Origin of the sequence: Amycolatopsis sp. 195334CR (assembly GCF_017309385.1) — a bacterium.
Classification (GTDB): Bacteria; Actinomycetota; Actinomycetes; order Mycobacteriales; family Pseudonocardiaceae; genus Amycolatopsis.
The window spans coordinates 133,212-149,505 of the sequence record NZ_JAFJMJ010000003.1; the positions used below are offsets into that span (position 1 = coordinate 133,212).

The 16,294-nt window shown below is 72.2% G+C and carries 18 protein-coding genes; 9 read left to right on the top strand and 9 right to left on the bottom strand.

Translation table 11 applies throughout. From position 1 onward, the window contains the following. Positions 1-197 precede the first annotated feature (197 nt). Both JYK18_RS37695 and JYK18_RS37700 read left to right on the top strand, forming a co-directional pair. Positions 198-977, top strand: a complete 780-nt coding sequence (locus tag JYK18_RS37695) for a DeoR/GlpR family DNA-binding transcription regulator (protein ID WP_206808536.1) — start codon at positions 198-200, stop codon at positions 975-977. 154 nt (positions 978-1,131) lie between these two features. After that, positions 1,132-2,025 (top strand): glycoside hydrolase family 16 protein, encoded by an 894-nt coding sequence (locus JYK18_RS37700; protein WP_206808537.1) that lies wholly within the window; start codon positions 1,132-1,134, stop codon positions 2,023-2,025. On the opposite strand, the gene JYK18_RS37705 is transcribed toward JYK18_RS37700, so the two are convergent. Both JYK18_RS37705 and JYK18_RS48155 read right to left on the bottom strand, forming a co-directional pair. After that, positions 2,022-3,563 (bottom strand): AMP-binding protein, encoded by a 1,542-nt coding sequence (locus JYK18_RS37705; protein ID WP_206808538.1) that lies wholly within the window; start codon positions 3,561-3,563, stop codon positions 2,022-2,024. The two genes, JYK18_RS37700 and JYK18_RS37705, sit on opposite strands and share 4 nt — an antisense overlap. 107 nt (positions 3,564-3,670) lie before the next feature. Then, positions 3,671-4,870 carry a CdaR family transcriptional regulator gene (locus JYK18_RS48155; protein WP_206808539.1) on the bottom strand — a complete coding sequence of 400 codons (1,200 nt, stop codon included), beginning with the start codon at positions 4,868-4,870 and terminating at the stop codon, positions 3,671-3,673. A 275-nt stretch (positions 4,871-5,145) separates the two neighbouring features. Here JYK18_RS48155 and JYK18_RS37715 point away from each other — a divergent pair, with 275 nt between their 5' ends. Continuing rightward, entirely contained in the window at positions 5,146-6,075 is a 930-nt protein-coding gene (locus JYK18_RS37715; RefSeq protein ID WP_206808540.1) for an RluA family pseudouridine synthase, read from the top strand. 3 nt (positions 6,076-6,078) lie between these two features. On the opposite strand, the gene JYK18_RS37720 is transcribed toward JYK18_RS37715, so the two are convergent. Beyond that, positions 6,079-7,131, bottom strand: coding sequence for a cobalamin-independent methionine synthase II family protein (locus JYK18_RS37720; RefSeq protein ID WP_206808546.1), 1,053 nt, complete (start codon positions 7,129-7,131; stop codon positions 6,079-6,081). Positions 7,132-7,300: 169 nt separating this feature from the next. On the opposite strand from JYK18_RS37720, the gene JYK18_RS37725 reads away from it, so the two are divergent. The 5 genes from JYK18_RS37725 (at position 7,301) to surE (ending at position 10,820) form a co-directional block, all read left to right on the top strand. Then, complete coding sequence (locus JYK18_RS37725) at positions 7,301-8,395, top strand: hypothetical protein (protein WP_206808550.1); 1,095 nt, start codon at positions 7,301-7,303, stop codon at positions 8,393-8,395. 15 nt (positions 8,396-8,410) lie between these two features. Next, positions 8,411-8,584 (top strand): hypothetical protein, encoded by a 174-nt coding sequence (locus JYK18_RS37730; RefSeq protein WP_206808551.1) that lies wholly within the window; start codon positions 8,411-8,413, stop codon positions 8,582-8,584. Between the two features lie 99 nt (positions 8,585-8,683). After that, a complete protein-coding gene (locus JYK18_RS37735; RefSeq protein WP_206808552.1) occupies positions 8,684-9,061 on the top strand; it encodes an STAS domain-containing protein in 378 nt (125 codons plus the stop codon). Between the two features lie 68 nt (positions 9,062-9,129). Further along, positions 9,130-10,077, top strand: coding sequence for a 1-phosphofructokinase family hexose kinase (locus tag JYK18_RS37740; protein WP_242583927.1), 948 nt, complete (start codon positions 9,130-9,132; stop codon positions 10,075-10,077). After that, the gene (surE, locus tag JYK18_RS37745) at positions 10,074-10,820 is read left to right on the top strand and encodes a 5'/3'-nucleotidase SurE (RefSeq protein ID WP_206808555.1); all 747 of its coding nucleotides are present in this window, start codon (positions 10,074-10,076) and stop codon (positions 10,818-10,820) included. Before JYK18_RS37740 ends, surE begins: the two co-directional genes overlap by 4 nt. Positions 10,821-10,941: 121 nt before the next feature. Here the strand turns inward: surE and JYK18_RS37750 are convergent, their stop codons facing one another. Further along, complete coding sequence (locus tag JYK18_RS37750; RefSeq protein WP_307796241.1) at positions 10,942-11,322, bottom strand: STAS domain-containing protein; 381 nt, start codon at positions 11,320-11,322, stop codon at positions 10,942-10,944. A 349-nt stretch (positions 11,323-11,671) separates the two neighbouring features. Between JYK18_RS37750 and JYK18_RS37755 the strand changes: the two genes are divergently transcribed. Beyond that, positions 11,672-12,037: an STAS domain-containing protein gene (locus tag JYK18_RS37755; RefSeq protein ID WP_206808558.1), complete on the top strand. Its 366-nt coding sequence runs from the start codon at positions 11,672-11,674 to the stop codon at positions 12,035-12,037. 44 nt (positions 12,038-12,081) lie between these two features. Here the strand turns inward: JYK18_RS37755 and JYK18_RS37760 are convergent, their stop codons facing one another. From JYK18_RS37760 to JYK18_RS48160, 5 genes are all read right to left on the bottom strand, one after another. Then, on the bottom strand, positions 12,082-12,471 hold the full coding sequence (locus JYK18_RS37760) for a response regulator transcription factor (protein WP_307796242.1): 390 nt from the start codon (positions 12,469-12,471) through the stop codon (positions 12,082-12,084). Further along, positions 12,468-13,574: a PAS domain S-box protein gene (locus JYK18_RS37765; RefSeq protein WP_206808559.1), complete on the bottom strand. Its 1,107-nt coding sequence runs from the start codon at positions 13,572-13,574 to the stop codon at positions 12,468-12,470. The genes JYK18_RS37760 and JYK18_RS37765 overlap by 4 nt, the downstream gene beginning before the upstream one ends. Before the next feature lie 31 nt (positions 13,575-13,605). Continuing rightward, entirely contained in the window at positions 13,606-14,016 is a 411-nt protein-coding gene (locus tag JYK18_RS37770) for an ATP-binding protein (protein ID WP_206808560.1), read from the bottom strand. Between the two features lie 72 nt (positions 14,017-14,088). After that, positions 14,089-14,718, bottom strand: coding sequence for a response regulator transcription factor (locus JYK18_RS37775; RefSeq protein WP_206808561.1), 630 nt, complete (start codon positions 14,716-14,718; stop codon positions 14,089-14,091). A gap of 76 nt (positions 14,719-14,794) precedes the next feature. Further along, positions 14,795-16,219: a CYTH and CHAD domain-containing protein gene (locus JYK18_RS48160; protein WP_206808562.1), complete on the bottom strand. Its 1,425-nt coding sequence runs from the start codon at positions 16,217-16,219 to the stop codon at positions 14,795-14,797. Positions 16,220-16,294: the final 75 nt, after the last annotated feature.

Genomic DNA, 16,294 nt, shown 5'->3' on the forward strand with positions numbered 1-16,294 from the left:
GGCACAGGTGTCAACGTTGTCAGTTCGGGTTGTCACCGGATATCCGCAGAACGCGGACGATCTTCAGCAAAGCGCACGGAAAGCGCGAGCACAAGGGGCCGTTCGGCGCACCCGTCGAACACCGGAGGTAATCACCATTCACCGATGGCCTCGCTTCGGCGCTAGGAATCCGCTATTCCCTCGGTTAGCGTGCGGCCATGTTCGCCGCCGAACGCCGCCAGGTCATCCTCGAACTCGTCCGCTCGAACGGGGCCGTCTCCCTGCGCGAACTCGCCCGGATCGTGCAGACCAGCGAGGTCACCGTGCGCCGCGATCTGCGGCAGCTGGCCGCCGACGGACTGCTCGCGCGCAGACACGGCGGCGCGGTCGCCACGAACCGCACCTCCTACGAACCCAGCTGCACCGAGAAGGCGAAGGTGGCCGGCGCGCAGAAGGAGGCGATCGCCGCGCTGGCCGCCGGTCTGGTCTCCCCCGGCGACTCGGTGGCGCTGGGCCCGGGCACTACCACGCAGGCGCTGGCGCGGCGGCTGGTCCGCACCTCGGAGCTGACCGTGGTGACGAATTCCCTGCTGGTGGCGCAGATCATCGCGCAGGCGCCGGGGGTCGAGGTGCTGATGCCGGGCGGCACGCTGCGCGCGTCGATCTTCGCCACGGTGGGCAGCGCGGCCGAGGCCGGGCTCTCGCAGCTGCGCGTGCGCCACGCCTTCCTCTCCGGCAACGGGTTGACCGCCGCGCGCGGACTGTCCACGCCGAACCCCGCGGTGGCCGGGGCGGACCGCGCGCTGGCCGGGGCCGCGGAGCAGGTGGTGGTGCTGGCCGACTCGACCAAGATCGGCGCCGACGCCATGGTCCAGACCATCCCGCCGGAGCGGATCCACCGGCTGGTCACCGACGAGGCCGCCGATCCGGCCGAACTGGACGGTCTGCGCGAGGCGGGCACCGAGGTCGGCCTGGCCGCCGTCGGCACAGCGGACTGACCGTTTCCCGTCCGCAAACGGTCAACCTCGGACATCGGGGCCACCGGGCTTGCGATCGCCTGTCCGCCCGCGCGTTAATGGGAGCCCGGACGAATCACCGCCACAATTCTCCGGCGCGTTTTCCCTCCAGTCCCCCTGAACCGAAGGGCGTGAAATGAACCGCCGAATTCCCGTGGCTTCCCGGATGCTGCTCGCCGCCGCCGTGCTGGCCGGGCTGTGCGCTCCGGGAGCGTCGGCCGCCGCCGAAGCGGCCTGTTCCGGCGTGCTGTTCGACGACTTCGCCTACGACTCCCACACCGATCCCCGCCTGGCGCAGCGCGGCTGGCAGCTCCGCAACGGCGGTGGCGGGCCGGGCGTGGGCGGCTGGTCGGCGGCCAACGCGACCTTCCCGGTGGTGGACGGGCAGCCGGTGCTGCAGCTGTCCGCGCACACCGACGGCACCACCGGCGGCACCAGCCAGGCCGAGGTGATGCACCAGCGGAAGTTCTTCGAAGGCACCTACGCCGCGCGCGTGCGGTTCAGCGACGTGCCGGTGTCCGGCGCCGACGGCGACCACCTGGTCCAGACCTTCTTCACCATCACCCCGCTCGCCTTCCCGAACGACCCGGCCTACGGCGAGCTGGACTTCGAGTACCTGCCCAACGGCGGCTGGGGCGAAACCGGGCCGACCATGTTCCTGACCAGCTGGGAGACCTACCAGCCCGATCCGTGGGTGGCCGACAACCGCAGCACGGCGGTGCGCGGTGGCTTCTCCGGGTGGCGGACGCTGACCGTGCAGGTGTCCGGGGGCGTGCTGCGCTACTTCATCGGTGACCAGCTGGTGGCCACGCACGACGGGCACGTCTACCCCGAGACGCCGATGATGATCGCCTTCCAGGAGTGGTTCATCGACCACGCGGCGCACTCCGGGGGCCGCAGCACCTACCAGACGCAGAACGACTGGGTCTACTACGCGGCGAACGAGGTGCTCTCCCCCGGTGAGGTCGGCAACCGGGTGAACGGCCTGCGGGCGAACGGGACCCGGCACACCGACACCGCCGCCTGTTAGCCGGCGCGGGCGCGCAGGCGGGGTTTGTCGTGCTTGCCGACCGCGGTGAGCGGGATGGCGTCCACGAAGTCGACGCGGCGGGGTGCCATCGCCTCGCCGCGTCGTTCGGCCACCCAGGTGATCAGGTCCTCGGCGCAGACGGTGGCGCCCGGATCCGCGACGACGACCGCGTGCACCACCTCACCGCGGCGGTCGTCCGGTGAGCCGAAGACACACGCGTCGCGTACCGCCGGATGGGTGATCAGGCCGTCCTCCACCTGCTTCGGGTACACGGTCACGCCGGCCGAGCGGATCGTCTCGCGCTGCCGGTCGGCCAGGTGCAGGAAGCCGCCTTCGTCGAAGTGCCCGAAGTCGCCGGTGTAGAGGTGCCCGCCGCGCAGCGCGCGTTCGGTGTCGGCGTAGCGGTTCCAGTAGCGCCGCATCACGTGCGGCCCGCCGACCACCACCTCGCCGCGCTCCCCCGGCCGGGCCTGCCTGCCGTCGGGGTGCTCGATCCGCACGTCGGCGATCGCCACCGGGCGGCCGCACGAGGACAGCGGTTCGAGGTACCCGGTGGCCACCGCGGCGGCGTGGTCGCGCTTGCGCAGCACGGTCACCTGCGTCGGCACCTCGGTCAGGCCGTAGAACTGGACGAACACCGGGCCGCACCGGTCCATCGCGGCGATCAGCCGTTCGGGTTCGACGCGGCCACCGCTGTAGACCACGGTGGTCAGCGACAGCAGTTTCGCGCCCGCCGCCGGGGCGGCGTCCATCAGCCCGGCCAGCATGTCCGGCGAGAGCAGGGTGGCGGTGATGCGCTCGCGGGCGATCGTGGCGACCAGGCGGTCCGGGTCGAACCGCCCGGCCAGCACGTTGGTCCCGCCCCGCAGCCACACCGGCAGCACGAACGCGCCCGCAGCGTGCGAGAGCGGGGTGACGTGGGCGAACCGGTCGCCGTCGCCGAGGCCGAGTTCGGCGAGTTGGCTGAACAACGCGGCGAGCACGGTGCGATGGGTGTGGACCACGCCCTTGGGCTGGCCGGTGGTGCCCGCGGTGTAGTAGATGCCGTAGAGGTCGCTGGGGAAGACCGGCGGGCTGCCCGGGTGGTCGGGCTGGTGGCCGGACAGGCGCTGCCAGCTGTGGCCGCCGTCGAGCACGGCGTCGTCGTCGACGGAGACCACGTGCTCGACGCCGGAGGTGCCGCGGATCTGGCGCACGCGGCGGGCGTGGGCGGCGTCGTGGACCAGGACCAGCGCGCCGGAGTCGCAGACGATGTACTGGTGGTCGGCGACGCCGAGGCGGGCGTTCAGCGGGACCACGGCGAGGCCGGCCCAGAGCGCGCCGTAGTAGACGTCGAGTTGCTCGGGGCGGTCGTGCATCAGGATGGCGACGCGGTCGCCGGTGTGCAGGCCGAGTTCGAGCAGCGCGCGCCCGGCGCGGCGGACGCGGGCGATCTGTTCGCGGTAGGTGATGCGCCGCTCGCCCCACACCACGGCGGTCTTCGGCCCGTTCGCCGCGGCCGCGGTCTCCACCAGCGCGCCGACGGTCTGCTCGTGCATCCGCTGTCCCCTCCGCCCGCCGGATCCCTTACCCCCCAAGCTAGTTCGGCGAACGCCCGGACCCAATGTCGGAAAGGGACAACCGGGCGCGGGGTTTCCCACAGGACCTAACTGACGGCGTCCATGGTTGCGGTGCCGGGGCGGGGTCCCAGTGCTCGGCGCAGGCGCAGGGCGACCAGCAGTTCGGTGCGGCGTTCGGACAGGGCGTCGCCGAGGAGGTCGGTGGCGGTGCGGATGCGCAGCCGGACGGTGTTCTCGTGCACGCCGAGTTCGGCCGCGGCGCGGGCCTGCGAACCGCTGGCGAGTGCGGCCAACAGGGTTTCGCGGATCCGGTCGGCGCGCTCGTTCGCTTCGGCCAGTTCGCCGAGTTCCTCCGCGACGAACCGCCACGCCGCCGAGGGGTTCTCCAGCAGGAAGGCCTCCAGCCGGACATCGTTGTACCAGAGGAAATTCCCCGGATCCGCCAGCACTTCGCGCAATGCCAGCGCACGCGTGGCTTCGTCGAAAGCGCGGCGGAACCCGGCCAGCCCGACGGCCGGGCCACCGGCCACCACCGGCTCACCGTGCCGCGAGACCGCGTGCCGGATCACGCCCAGCGTCGCGGGGTCGACCCGGCCCGGGAAACCCAGCCAGCCGGCGAACAACCCGGGACCGCGCTGGACGAGCAGCGCCGCCGGGGCCTCGGTTTCGTGCCGCAGCCTGGCCAGCCGCCGCTCGGCCTGGAAGCGGTCGCCGTGCAGCAGCAGGGCGACGTGGCAGGCACGCAGCCGGTAACCGAGTTCGTCGTCGAGGAACTGGGTGTAGGCGGGCGGGGCGCTGCCGAGCAGTTCCTCGACCAGCGCGCGACGGCGTTCGGCCCCGGTGCAGGCCAGTTCGCTCGACGTCTCGTCGTACCGGGCGCTGACCAGGCCGAGCACCCTGGTGACGTACCCGAACACGGCCGGGGTCCGGTTGCCGATCAGCTCGTTGACCGTGCCGTCCCCGCGTTCGGCGGCTTCGCCGACGATGGCCAGCCAGCGGTGCCAGAACTGCTCCAGGCCGACCCAGTAGGCGCGCTCCAGGTCCTCGAACGGCAGGCCCTGCGCGGCGACCAGTTCGGCGAAGGCGAGCGCGTGCCCGAGGTCGGGTTCGCTGTGGTGCACCCGCCCAGCGGCGACGTCGGCCAGGTAACCGATGTTACCGCGAACGCACCGGCGCAGTTTGAGGTCGAAGGTGGTTTCCGCGGCGTGGTGCGGGAAAACCCGCGAGGCGATGGCCTGGTGCACCGTCTCCGCGATGGTCTCGGCCTCGGTCGTGCTCGTCGCCACCACCCCTCCCTGCCGGGGCTCCAGGGTAACGCCGATGCCATGCTCGGGGAGTCATGACCGGTTTTCATGACACACCCCACAACCACCACGCCCGGTACTCGGCCGCGGTCGATGCCGCTCGGCTGGGGCCCGTCCCTCGAGGCGAGGACCCGGCACACCCAGGTGGCCGGCCCTGCTGATCGTCGACTGGTCCATCCGGGGGACGGCACCGAGGATGGACCTGTCCGGCACGGCCGCGGGCTGACCCCGAAACCAGCAGCGCCTAGAGTCGTCCCGTGCGCAGGAAGCTCCGTTCACCGCTGCCGCAGCGGCACGGCCTCGACGCCGCCCGGCTCCGCCTGCCGGACGAGGGGCCGTGGTCGACGCTGCGCGAGCACCTGGTGGAGCGCCTGCCGCGGGTGAGCCCCGCGCGCATCGACGAACTGCTGGCCGAGGAACGGATCGTCGGGCTCGACGGGCCGCTGGGGCCCGACACCCCGTTCCGGCCGGGCACCTTCATCTGGTTCCACCGCGACCTGCCCGACGAGGTGCCGGTGCCCTTCGAGATCGGCGTCGTGCACCGCGACGACGACCTGCTGGTGGTGGACAAACCCCACTTCCTCGCCACCATCCCGCGGGGCAGGCACGTGGTGGAGACCGCGCTGGTGCGGCTGCGCCGCGACCTCGACCTGCCGAAGCTGAGCCCGGCGCACCGGCTCGACCGGGTCACCGCCGGCCTGCTGCTGTTCGTGATCCGCCCCGAACTCCGCGGCGCGTACCAGACGATGTTCCGGGATCGCCTGGTGCACAAGGAATACGAGGCGATCGCCCCGGTGGACCCCGCGCTGGACCTGCCGCGGGTGGTGCGCAGCCGGATCGTCAAGGAACGCGGGGTGCTGGCCGCGCAGGAGGTGCCGGGGCCGCCGAACAGCGAAACCCGCGTGGAACTCGCGGAATCGCGCGACGGCCTCGGCCGGTACCGCCTGCTGCCCGCCACCGGGCGCACCCACCAGCTCCGGTTGCACCTGAGCGGGCTGGGCATTCCCATTCTCGGCGACGATTTCTACCCCGTGCTCACCGAAACCGCGCTGGACGACTTCACCCGCCCGCTGCAGTTGCTGGCGAAAACGCTGGAATTCACCGACCCGGTCAGCGGGCGGCACCGCCGCTTCGAAAGCCGGCGCACACTCGGCGCGTGGACCGACTTCCGGAGCTGGGCGGGCTGACGCCTATTCGAATGCCAGCCGGGTGCCCTCCACCCGCGCCGCGATCTTCGCGAAGGCGATGTCCCGCGAAGTCGAGGTGTCGTCGGCGAACGGCGAGAAACCGCAGTCGTCGCACGTGCCGAGCCGGTCGGCCGGGAGGTACTCGGCGGCCAGCCGCACCCGGTCGCGCACCTGCTGGGCGGTCTCCACCACCGGATCGACCGGATCGGTGACACCGACGAAGATCCGTTGTTCCGGCCGCGAGTGCTCGCGCACGATCTCCAGCACCCGGCGCGGATCGGGCTCGCTGGCCAGTTGCAGGTAGAACCGGCCGGCGCGGAGCGAGAACAACGCGGGCAGCAGCCCGGCGTAGTCGACGTCCAGGCTGTGCACCGAATCCTGGTCACCACCGGGACAGGTGTGCACCCCGATGCGGGCGCGTTCCTCGGCGGAGAACCGGTCCAGCACCTGGTTGTTCAGGTCCACAAAGGACTGCAGCAGCCCGCCGGACGGGTCCAGCTTGAGCGAGAGCCTGCCCTCGGTGAAGTCCAGCTGGACGCTGTCCGCGCCCGCCTCCAGGCTGCGCCGGATGTCGGCCTCGGCCTGGTCGACCAGATCGGCCAGGAAGGCCTCGCGGGGGTAGCCGTCGATGCCGTCCTGCGGGTAGATCAGGCTGATCGCCGACGGCGCGATCACCGCCTGCTTGACCGGGAGATCGGTGAGTTTCCTGGCGGTGCGCAGGTATTCGTCGGCGTGCGTGGCGTAGCGGAACGGACCGGCGGTCAACCTCGGCAGCTGCCGGGTGTGGCCGTCGGCGAACGGGATCACCACCCCGTCCGGGGCCAGCGAGTCCAACCCGGCCAGCGGGTAGGTGGCGAAGCTCGGCTTGCCCTGCTCGCCGTCGGTGAGCACCGGCGAACCGGTTTCGGTCAGCCGGGAAATGGTGTCGGCCAGTGCCTTTTCCTGGTTTTCCGCCAGTGCGGCGGCGTCGATCCGCCCCTCGGCGAACGCGCCCATGGCCTCGATCAGGTACCGCGGCCGGGGAATGCTGCCGATCGGCTCGGTGGGAATGCGCACGGAGAAACCCCTCCAGATCACCGGCTTCGCTCGCCGGGTGGGAGGAATTCTACGGTTCGATCTTGGCTTGCCAGCCGCCTCACGAGTGAACCTCGAGCGTTTGCCGAGTACCGCGTGGGGTACCCGCCGCACAGGTACATGATCATCCGCACGCGAAAGGAGCGTCCCCTTGGACACCACCACGCTGCGTGAGCTGGCCGGGACCGGCGGCCCGTACGTCTCCGTCTACTTCGAAGACTCGCACGACACCGAGGACGCGGCCAAACAGCTCGAACTGAAGCGGCGGGACATCCGCGAGCAGCTGACCGGCCAGGGCGCCGGTGACGAGACCATCGACGCGGTGGACCGCGCGCTCCGCGACGGGCGGCCGCCGGTCGGGCGCAGCGGCCGGGCGGTGCTGGCCGCGCAGGGGCGGGTCTTGCTCGACGAAGGGCTGGCCGAGCCGCCGGGCCAGGCCGAGGTCCGGTTCTCCGAACTGCCCTACCTGACCCCGCTGGTCGCGCACTCGGCCATCGGCACCCCGCACCTGGTGGTCGTCGCCGACCGGACCGGCGCCGACCTCACCGCGGTGGATGCCAAGGGGCGCAGGCAGTCCGTGGTCCGCGTGGACGGCGACGACCACCCCGTGCACAAGGTGCGAGGCGGGGCCGAGGCACACCACGACATCCAGGCGCGCGTGGAGGAGAACGTCCACCGCAATCTCGACCAGGTGGCCGAGCGCACGGCGAAGCTGGCCGCCGAAACCGGCGCCGAGCTGATCGTGCTCGCCGGGGAGGTGCGGGCGCGGCGGGAGCTGCGCGAGCTGCTGCCCAAGGCGGCCAAGGAGATCGCCACCGAGGTGACCGCCGGGGCGCGGGCCGACTCCGCCACCGGGGCACAGCTCGACGCCGCGATCGGTGAACTGCTCACCGGGCGCAGGCTGGCCCGGCTCGACCGGGTCGCCGAGCGGTACCGCGCCGAACTCGGCCGGGCGCCGGGACTCGCGGTGTCCGGACTGGAGGGGGTGACCACCGCGCTGCGCGAGGGCAACGTGGAGACCCTGCTGGTGACCGAACCGGGTGACGCCACCGTGGCGGTCGGCGAGCAGCCGGCGCAGGTGGCCGTGGACGCCGGGGAACTCGCCGCGTTCGGCGGCGCCCCGAGCACCGAACGCCGGGCCGACGAAGCGCTCCCGGTGGCCGCGGTCTCGGTCGGCGCCGGGATCGTGGTGTTCGACGAACGACTGGACCTCGCCGAAGGTTTCGGCGCCATCCTGCGCCACTGAAGGGAAGCAGCACCGATGAGCACTCCGGACCACGAGCTCGAAAAGCCCACTGAGGACACCTTGGACCAGACGCGGCCGGTCGTGCCGGAGGACCCGGCCGGGCCCGCCGGGACCGAGGTACCGCTGGAGGCCGATCCCGCCGACGCCGCGGACCAACGGGAACCGGCCGACCCCGGCGACGAACGTTAGCACTCCATTTCGGACACTCACCCGCCGTTCAGGTTGTGAGCGCGGGAAAACCGGCCTACCGTCGGCAGCAAGGCACGGCTCCAGGCGGGAGACGAACCCTTGCGCTCGGCCGGTGAGGTCTCGATCCACCTCCGCGTGCACCCGGACGGGGTGGTCATCGCGGTGCTGACCGGCGACCTCGACCGGCTCGGCGCGCCCGCGCTGGCGGAGGTGCTCGGGGAACTGCTCGCCGACCGCCAGGACTTCGTGCTGGACCTCCGCGGCCTCGGTTTCCTCGGCGTGGCCGGGCTGGAGGTGCTGCTCGACACCGCCAGGGCCACCACCCGCTGCGGGGTGGCCTGGGCGGTGGTCACCTGGGGCTCGGTGGTGAACCGCGTGCTCGACGCGGTCGGCGTCAGCAGCGTGCTGCCGGTGCACCCCACGCTGATCGACGCGCTGGCCGAGGTCGAGGTGGAACGCGCCGAGCACGCCCGGTAAGCCGGTTTCGCCCGGTCGCCACCCGGGTAGCCGGGAACAAGTCGTTCCGGCCCTAGGAGGACATCCCCTTGAGACCCCTGCGACGCGTCACGGTGTTCGCCCCTTCCCCGCAGTTGACGGTGACCATCGAGGAACTCGACGGCATTCCGGAAATGCACCTGCACGCCGGCGGGCAGGGGGTGTGGCAGGCCCGCATGATCGTCTCGCTCGGCGTGCCCGCCGTGCTCTGCGCCGCGCTGGGCGGGGAAACCGGCGATCTGCTCAGGCACCTGATCCCCGGCGAGGGCATCGAACTCGTCGAGCAGGAAGCGCACTCCCGCAACGGTGGTTACGTGCACGACCGGCGCGACGACCGCCGCGAACCGGTGGTCGAGGCACCCGGTGCACCGCTGTCGCGGCACGAACTGGACGGGCTGTACGAGAAAACGCTCGTGGAGGGGCTGCGCTCCACCACGGTCACGCTCAGCGGGCCGTCCACCGGGCAGCCGGTGCCCGCCGACATGTACCGGCGGCTGGCCACCGACCTGCGGGCCAACGGCTGCCTGCTGGTGGTCGACCTCTCCGGTGACCTGCTCTCCGCCGCGATCGACGGCAAACCGCAGTTCATCAAGGTCAGCCACGAGGAACTGCTCGACGACGGACTGGCCGAGGAGAACGAGCCCGGCGCGCTGATCGCGGCGATGCGGGAGCTGAGCAGGCGGGCCGACGGCGCTTCGGTGGTCGTCTCGCGGGCGGCCGACCCGGCGCTGGCTCTGCTCGAAGGCGAACTGTTCGAGGTGGAGGCACCGCCGCTGCACCCGATGGATTCGCGGGGTGCCGGTGATTCGATGACCGCCGCCGTGGCCGCCGCACTCACCGAGGGCGCGTCGCTCCTGGACGCGGTCCGCCTCGGCGCCGCGGCGGGGGCGCTGAACGTGACCCGCCGCGGGCTCGCCACCGGCAACGGCGAGAGCGTGCGCGCGGTCGCCGACCGCGTCGAACTGCGGCGGCTGAAGGAGAACGGGGAGGCCGGATGACCAAGGTGCTGATCACCAACGACGACGGGATCGACTCGCCGGGGCTGGTCACGCTGGCCAGGGCCGCGCTGCGGCACGGACTCGACGTGGTGGTGGCCGCGCCGCACGAGGAGTCGAGCGGGACCAGCGCCGGGCTGACCGTGCTCGGCGAGGAACCGGTGGCCAAGCCCGTCGAACTCGAGGGGCTGCCCGGGGTGCCGTGCCACGCGGTGACCGCGCGGCCCGCCTTCATCGTGCTTTCGGCCCGGGAGGGCGCGTTCGGCGATCCGCCGGACGCGGTGCTGTCCGGGGTGAACCGGGGCATCAACGTCGGGCGCGCGGTGCTGCACTCGGGCACCGTCGGCGCGGCGCTGACCGCGAGCGCCAACGACCTGCTCGGGCTGGCCGTGTCGCTGGAGCACCCGGCTTCGGACGTGCTGCACTGGGACAGCGCGGAGGAGGTGGCCGCGGAGGTCATCCCGCTGCTGCTGGAGTCGGCGCCGGGATCGGTGCTCAACCTCAACGTGCCCGCGTTGCCGCCCGCCGAACTCGGCCCGCTCGCCCGGGCTTCGCTGGCGTCGGCCGGTGCCGTGCAGACGCGGCTGGAACAGGCCGACGACAGCGCCGAGGTGGTGACCACGGTGGTCGACGGCAGCGCCGAGCCCGGCACGGACGCGTACTTGCTGCGCAAGGGGAATCCCACCGTCACCGCGTTGCGTTCGGTGGACGAGGACCCAGACTTCGACTGGCCCGCCGGGCGCTGACGCGGTGCGGTGAAGGTGGCTTTCACTGCGGATTTCGCAGTGAAAGCCACCTTCACCGCACACGACAAGCGAGTGGGGCACCCCCCGCCTCGCGGCGGACGATGCCCCACTCGGCGGAACGTCAGCGGCCGTCGGCGCCCTCCGGCTGACGGCTCACCGCGGCTTCGACGGTCTCATCGATGGTCAGCACGGGCTGGAGCCCAGCCGCCTCGATGGCCCTCGGCACCACGCGGCCGGTGGCGACCAGCCGCAGCGGCGTACCCGCGTCGGCGCACTTCTGCTGGATCTCCACCAGTGCGGCCAGCCCCGAGGATCCGAGGAAGTTGACCCTGGTGAAGTCGGCGACCACCGGCAGCGGTGGCTTCGCCAGCTCGCGCGCGGTGTCGAACTCCGCGACCAGCGCGGGTACGGTCAGCATGTCCACGTCACCGGACGCGACCACGATCACCGCCGATTCCTCGGCACGGTGTTCCAGCTCCAGCAGCTCGCTGGGCAATGGCACGGGACCTCCCGGGTTCGGGCGAACGGAAAGTTTCTCCGCCGGTCTCGGTTGGTCGTGACCGAGCGCGATCGGAAATCCCGGCTGGCTGCTCAACCGGTTGCCCAGATCGTAGCGACCGCACCGGAGCACTGCCATCCGGTACCGGATGCGCGAATTTCCCCCCAACGGAGTAAGGATCATCACTCCGACGAGTACCCCGCCCCGGGGGTGCGCCATTGAGTCCCACCGATCAGGGGCGTACGGTCGGTGGTTCAGCGGTTGAAACCAGCAGCCGAAGCACTGGGCACGTACCGCACAAGCGTGTCTCCGCCGATCTCCGGGAGTACCGGAGCCGGAAGGAGCGTCCGCCATGACCCTGGCGTTCAGGCGCGACAAGCTGACCATCCAGGCCGAGCACACCGACCAGGCGAACACCGTCGTGGTCTCCGGTGAAGTCGACCTGGCCACCAAAACCCAGTTCGACACCGAACTGACCGCCGCACTCGAACCGCCGGCCCCGGTCCTCGTGGTCGACCTCAGCGGCGTGGACTTCCTCTCCAGCTGCGGCCTGCAGGTGCTGCTGGAGCTCGCCGAACGCGCCGAACGGCGTGCGTGCGACCTCCGGATCGTCTGCGCCGGGCGCCCGGTCCGCCGCCCGATCGAGATCGTCGGCCTCGACCGCACGCTCCGGCTGTTCGGCAGCCGCGAGGAGGCGCTCGCCGCCCAGCTGATCTGACCGGCCCGCGCTCGACCGGCCTGACCGGCCCGCAGTCACCGCGCTCAGCCGGCCTGGCCGGCCCGCGCGGTCACCGCCCGCCGCACGGCCGCCACGATCTCGGCGTTCGGCATGCCCTTGATCACGTACTCACCGACCCCGGCGTCGCGCATGCGCCTGCGGTGCCCGGCGTCGTCGTAGGCGGAGAAGGCGACCAGGCTGGTACCGAGCCCGGCCACCCGCCGGGCCACCTCGGCCCCGCCACCGGTGGGCATCCGGACGTCGATGACCGCGACCTCGGGGCGGTGGTGCTCGATGAGCGCCACCGCCTCGTCCACGGTTCCCGCGTCACCCACCACGGTGAGATCGCCTTCGGCGTCCAGCACGGCCCGCAGCGCCTCGCGGATGAGCAGTTCGTCGTCGGCGATCACCACCGCGACCGGGGTTGTGCTCACGATTGCTCCCCACTGGCCGGGCCGCCGGGCCCGTCCGGGATCCAGAAGCGCACCAGCGCCCCCTCGCCGGGGTCGCTGATCAGTTCCCACCAGCCCCCGACCGCCTCCGCGCGCTCGCGCATGGCCTGCAGGCCGAAGTGCGTGTCGGCACCGCTGAGCGCGTCGGCCACCACGTCGGTGCCCACGCCGTCGTCGGTGATCTCGACCAGGGTGCCGCGGTCGATCGAGCGGAACCGCACCCGCGCGCGGCTCGCCCGCGCGTGCTTCTGCACGTTGGCCAGCGCTTCGCCGATGATGCGGAAGATGGTCACCGACGCCTCGGGCGGCGGGTCCGCGGCCAGCTCGATGTCGTCGAGCTGGGTTTCGATGCCCTGGGCGGCCAGCTGCCGCAGGTGCGCGCCGACCGCCTCGGCCAGATCGCGCTCGTCCAGCGTGGGCGGGCGCAGCCGCAGGACCAGGTCGCGCAGCCTGCCGATGGTCTCGGCGACCGCGGTGTCCAGTGCGCGGACCGCGGGCAGGTGCTCGGCGGGCAGCTGGGTGGTGAGCAGCTGCAACCGCATGGACACCGCCGCCATCGCCTGGATCGAGTCGTCGTGCACGTCCCAGGCGATCCGGCGGCGCTCGGCCTCCTGCGCCTCGACCAGGTGGAAGAACAACCGCCGGCGTTCGACGAGCTCGCTCTCGGCGCGCACGCGCTCACTCACATCCCTGGTGACCTTGCCGTAGCCGCGGAGCCTGCCCCGCTCGTCGAACAACGCGGTGATCACCACCACCGCCCAGAACCGGCTGCCGTCCTGGCGGACCCGCCAGCCCTCGTCCTCGAACCGGCCGACCTCGGCGGCCACCTCCAGTTCGTGGGCCGGTTTCCCGGCGCGCAGGTCCTCGGGCGGGTAGAACACGGAGAAGTGCTTGCCGATGATCTCGTTCGCCCGGTAGCCCTTGATCCGCTCGGCGCCGGTGTTCCAGGTGGCCACGTTGCCCTGCGGGTCGAGCATGAAGATGGCGTAGTCCTGGACGCTCTGCACGAACAGGCGGAAGGAATCCCCGGAATAGGGGTTCGACAGCGGATCGTTCTCGGGGAACTCGGGCTCCGGCACGTTCATCCCGGGATACACGCGGGCCGGCGCCCGCAGCTCAACCATCCGCCTTCGGCGGGGGAAGCCGCATCTCGCACCAGACGACCTTACCGGCGCCGCGCGCGAGCACCCCCCACCGCTGCGAAAGCCGTTCCACCAGTGCCAGTCCCCAGCCGCCGTCCGGGCCGCCGGTCTTCGGCCGCGGGGGCGCCGGGTTGCCGTCCTCGCACTCGATCCGGATGCCGCCGGGGGTGCTGGTGATGCTCAGGGTCGGCTTGCCACCGGCGTGGCGCACCACGTTCGCGACGAGTTCCGAGGCGATCAGCGTGGCGTCCTCGTAGGGCAGCGTGCCCCGCCAGGCCGACAGCACGCGGGCGACGAACCGCCGGGCCTCGCCCTCGGCGGTCAGGTCCGCAGGCAGCACCGTGGTGACCGGTCCCGGCGCCGCCGCACTGATAATGCTGTCCATCGTGGTTCATCGTCCCCCGTCCGACGCAGCCCGGCTAGACGCAGCGGTCCCCGATCCACTGATGCATTTGCATCAGTCGAGCAGGCCGCGGCGGCGGGCGATGGCGACCGCCTCCAGCCGCGAGTGCGCGCCGAGCTTCGCCAGCGCCCGCTGGGCGTGGTTGCGCACGGTGTTGCGCGCCAGGTGCAGCCGCCGGGTGATCTCCTCGACCGTGGCGCCCTCGGCGAACAGGCGCAGGATCTCGCGTTCGCGGGCGGTCAGCTCGGCCGGCGTGCCGCGGCCGGAGAGCCGGTCGATCACCTCGCCGAGCAGGACCGCGTCGAACACCATCTCCCCCGCCGCGGCGCGCCGGATGGCGTCGGCCAGCTCGTCCAGCCCGGCGGTCTTGGCCACCACCCCGGAACCGCCCGCCTCGACCACCCTGGTCGCCACCCCGGCGGTGACCTCGGCGGTGAGCAGCAGGACCTTGGGCGCGGCGGCGAGTTCGCGCAGGCGGGCGATCACCTCGATGCCGTCGCCGTCGGGCAGCCTGCGGTCGAGCAGCACCAGATCCGGGTGGGTCAGCTCGACCTCGCGCACCGCGGCGGCCACCGAACCGGCCCGCGCGGCGAGATCGATGTCGCCGATCCCGGCGAAGACGAGTTCCATCGCTTCCGCCACCATGTCGTGGTCTTCGACTAGTACGACACGGATAGCAGGCATCGCGGGAACGCTACCAGCCGGATCGGCGCCCAGCAGACCCACCAGGTCCCCCGGTGACCGGCCGTCCACAGCGGAATCACCCCAGCCAGCCGGGCCGCTTGCCCTCCACGCGCGGCCACCGCCTGCCGAACTCCTCGTCCAGGCGCGCGCCGGCCAGCGCGTTGCGGCCGTGCAGCACGCCGAAGGAGAACGAGCTGTACCCGGCGCGGTCGGCGGCCACGGCCAGCGGTACCAGTTCCGCGCGGGCGACCACGCTGTCGTGGTGGTCGCCCAAGGTGGACTGGACCGCCTTGACCCGTTTGCGCCAGGCGTTGAGCTTCTTGCCCGCCACCGGGCGCACGGCGTCGGCGGTGTACCTGGCCTGCTTGGCTTTCTTGCGCACCTCGTGCAACGCGGTGTCGCGGTCGTCGGCGGTGTCCAGCGCCGCGACGGCCTTCCGCAGCCGCCGGTCGGCGCGGCGCACGGCGTGGCGCAGTTCGTCGCGGGCGGGCCGCTTCGCCTTCTTCGTCAGCGGCGGGTCGTCGAGCAGCGCGTCGAGCGCGCGCAGCAGAGCGAGGTAGCGTGGGCTGTTCAATGCGTCGAGCGCACCCGCCCGCACCCGCGCGGCCCGTTCCCCGCAGTAGGTGTCGAGGTACGCGCGCACCGGGCCGATGGTCAGCTCGCGCGGCAGCGCGGCCACCTGCTCGGCCAGTCCGGCGTGCAGCACTTCGTTGTCCCGCACCGGTCCCAGCTCACCGCCGAGCCACTTCAGCTCGTCGCGCAACGGCTGCACGGCGTCGCGGTCGAGGATCCGGCGGAACGAGCCGAGCGCGCTGCGCAGGCGCCGCATCGCCACCCGCATCTGGTGCACCGAATCCTCGGCGTCGCGGCGGACCCCGGCGTCCTGGCGGCGCATCGCCTCGACCTGGGTGCGCAGGTAGTGCAGCACCACGTCGCCGGCGGAGGCCTTCTTCCCCGGTGCCGGGTACGAGGTCTCCGGCAACAGGTCGCCGATCAGCCGCCGCAGTTTCGACGGCCACTCCGAGCGCACCGCACCGGCTTCGGTGACCAGTTCGGCCAGCACGTCCAAGGTGCGGTCGTCGGCGTCGGGCGCCAGCTCGATCTCCAGTTCCCGCCACTGGTCCAGCCGCGCCACCGCACCGGCTGCCTCACCGGTTACGTGGTCGTCGGTCAGCGTCGCCAGCACGCGGCCGTCGGCGTCGGCCAGTTCCACCGAGTACCGCACGGTGCGCAGCCCGGCGATGCCGGTCAGCTCCTCACCGCGGCTGTGCCCGCGCACCAGCTCGGCCAGTTCGGCGGGCACTCCCCCGTCGGAATCCCCCAGCGGCGCGGTGATCTCCTCGCGCGAGTCCGGGCCGACCGGCAGCTTCAGGTGCCAGCCGTCGTCCCCGCCGCCGGTGCGCCGCCGCAGCGTCACCCCGGCGCGGGCCAGGTCGTAGCGGACGGTGTCGTAGTAGGTCGCGTCGAGTCTTTCCTCGGCCGGTTCGGACTGCCCTGCCACCGGGCCGCGCGCGGAGATCCGGGATGGCCAGATCCAGCGGGAAATCGAACTTCCGCTCGCGCTCCAGCGCGGTGC

Coding starts and splice junctions, on each gene's coding strand:
- JYK18_RS37775 (WP_206808561.1), bottom strand. CDS start 14,718: ATGCCTGCTATCCGTGTCGTACTAGTCGAAGACCACGACATGGTGGCG.
- JYK18_RS37705 (WP_206808538.1), bottom strand. CDS start 3,563: ATGCACGAGCAGACCGTCGGCGCGCTGGTGGAGACCGCGGCCGCGGCG.
- surE (WP_206808555.1), top strand. CDS start 10,074: ATGACCAAGGTGCTGATCACCAACGACGACGGGATCGACTCGCCGGGG.
- JYK18_RS37755 (WP_206808558.1), top strand. CDS start 11,672: ATGACCCTGGCGTTCAGGCGCGACAAGCTGACCATCCAGGCCGAGCAC.
- JYK18_RS37765 (WP_206808559.1), bottom strand. CDS start 13,574: ATGAACGTGCCGGAGCCCGAGTTCCCCGAGAACGATCCGCTGTCGAAC.
- JYK18_RS37700 (WP_206808537.1), top strand. CDS start 1,132: ATGAACCGCCGAATTCCCGTGGCTTCCCGGATGCTGCTCGCCGCCGCC.
- JYK18_RS37770 (WP_206808560.1), bottom strand. CDS start 14,016: ATGGACAGCATTATCAGTGCGGCGGCGCCGGGACCGGTCACCACGGTG.
- JYK18_RS37695 (WP_206808536.1), top strand. CDS start 198: ATGTTCGCCGCCGAACGCCGCCAGGTCATCCTCGAACTCGTCCGCTCG.
- JYK18_RS37730 (WP_206808551.1), top strand. CDS start 8,411: ATGAGCACTCCGGACCACGAGCTCGAAAAGCCCACTGAGGACACCTTG.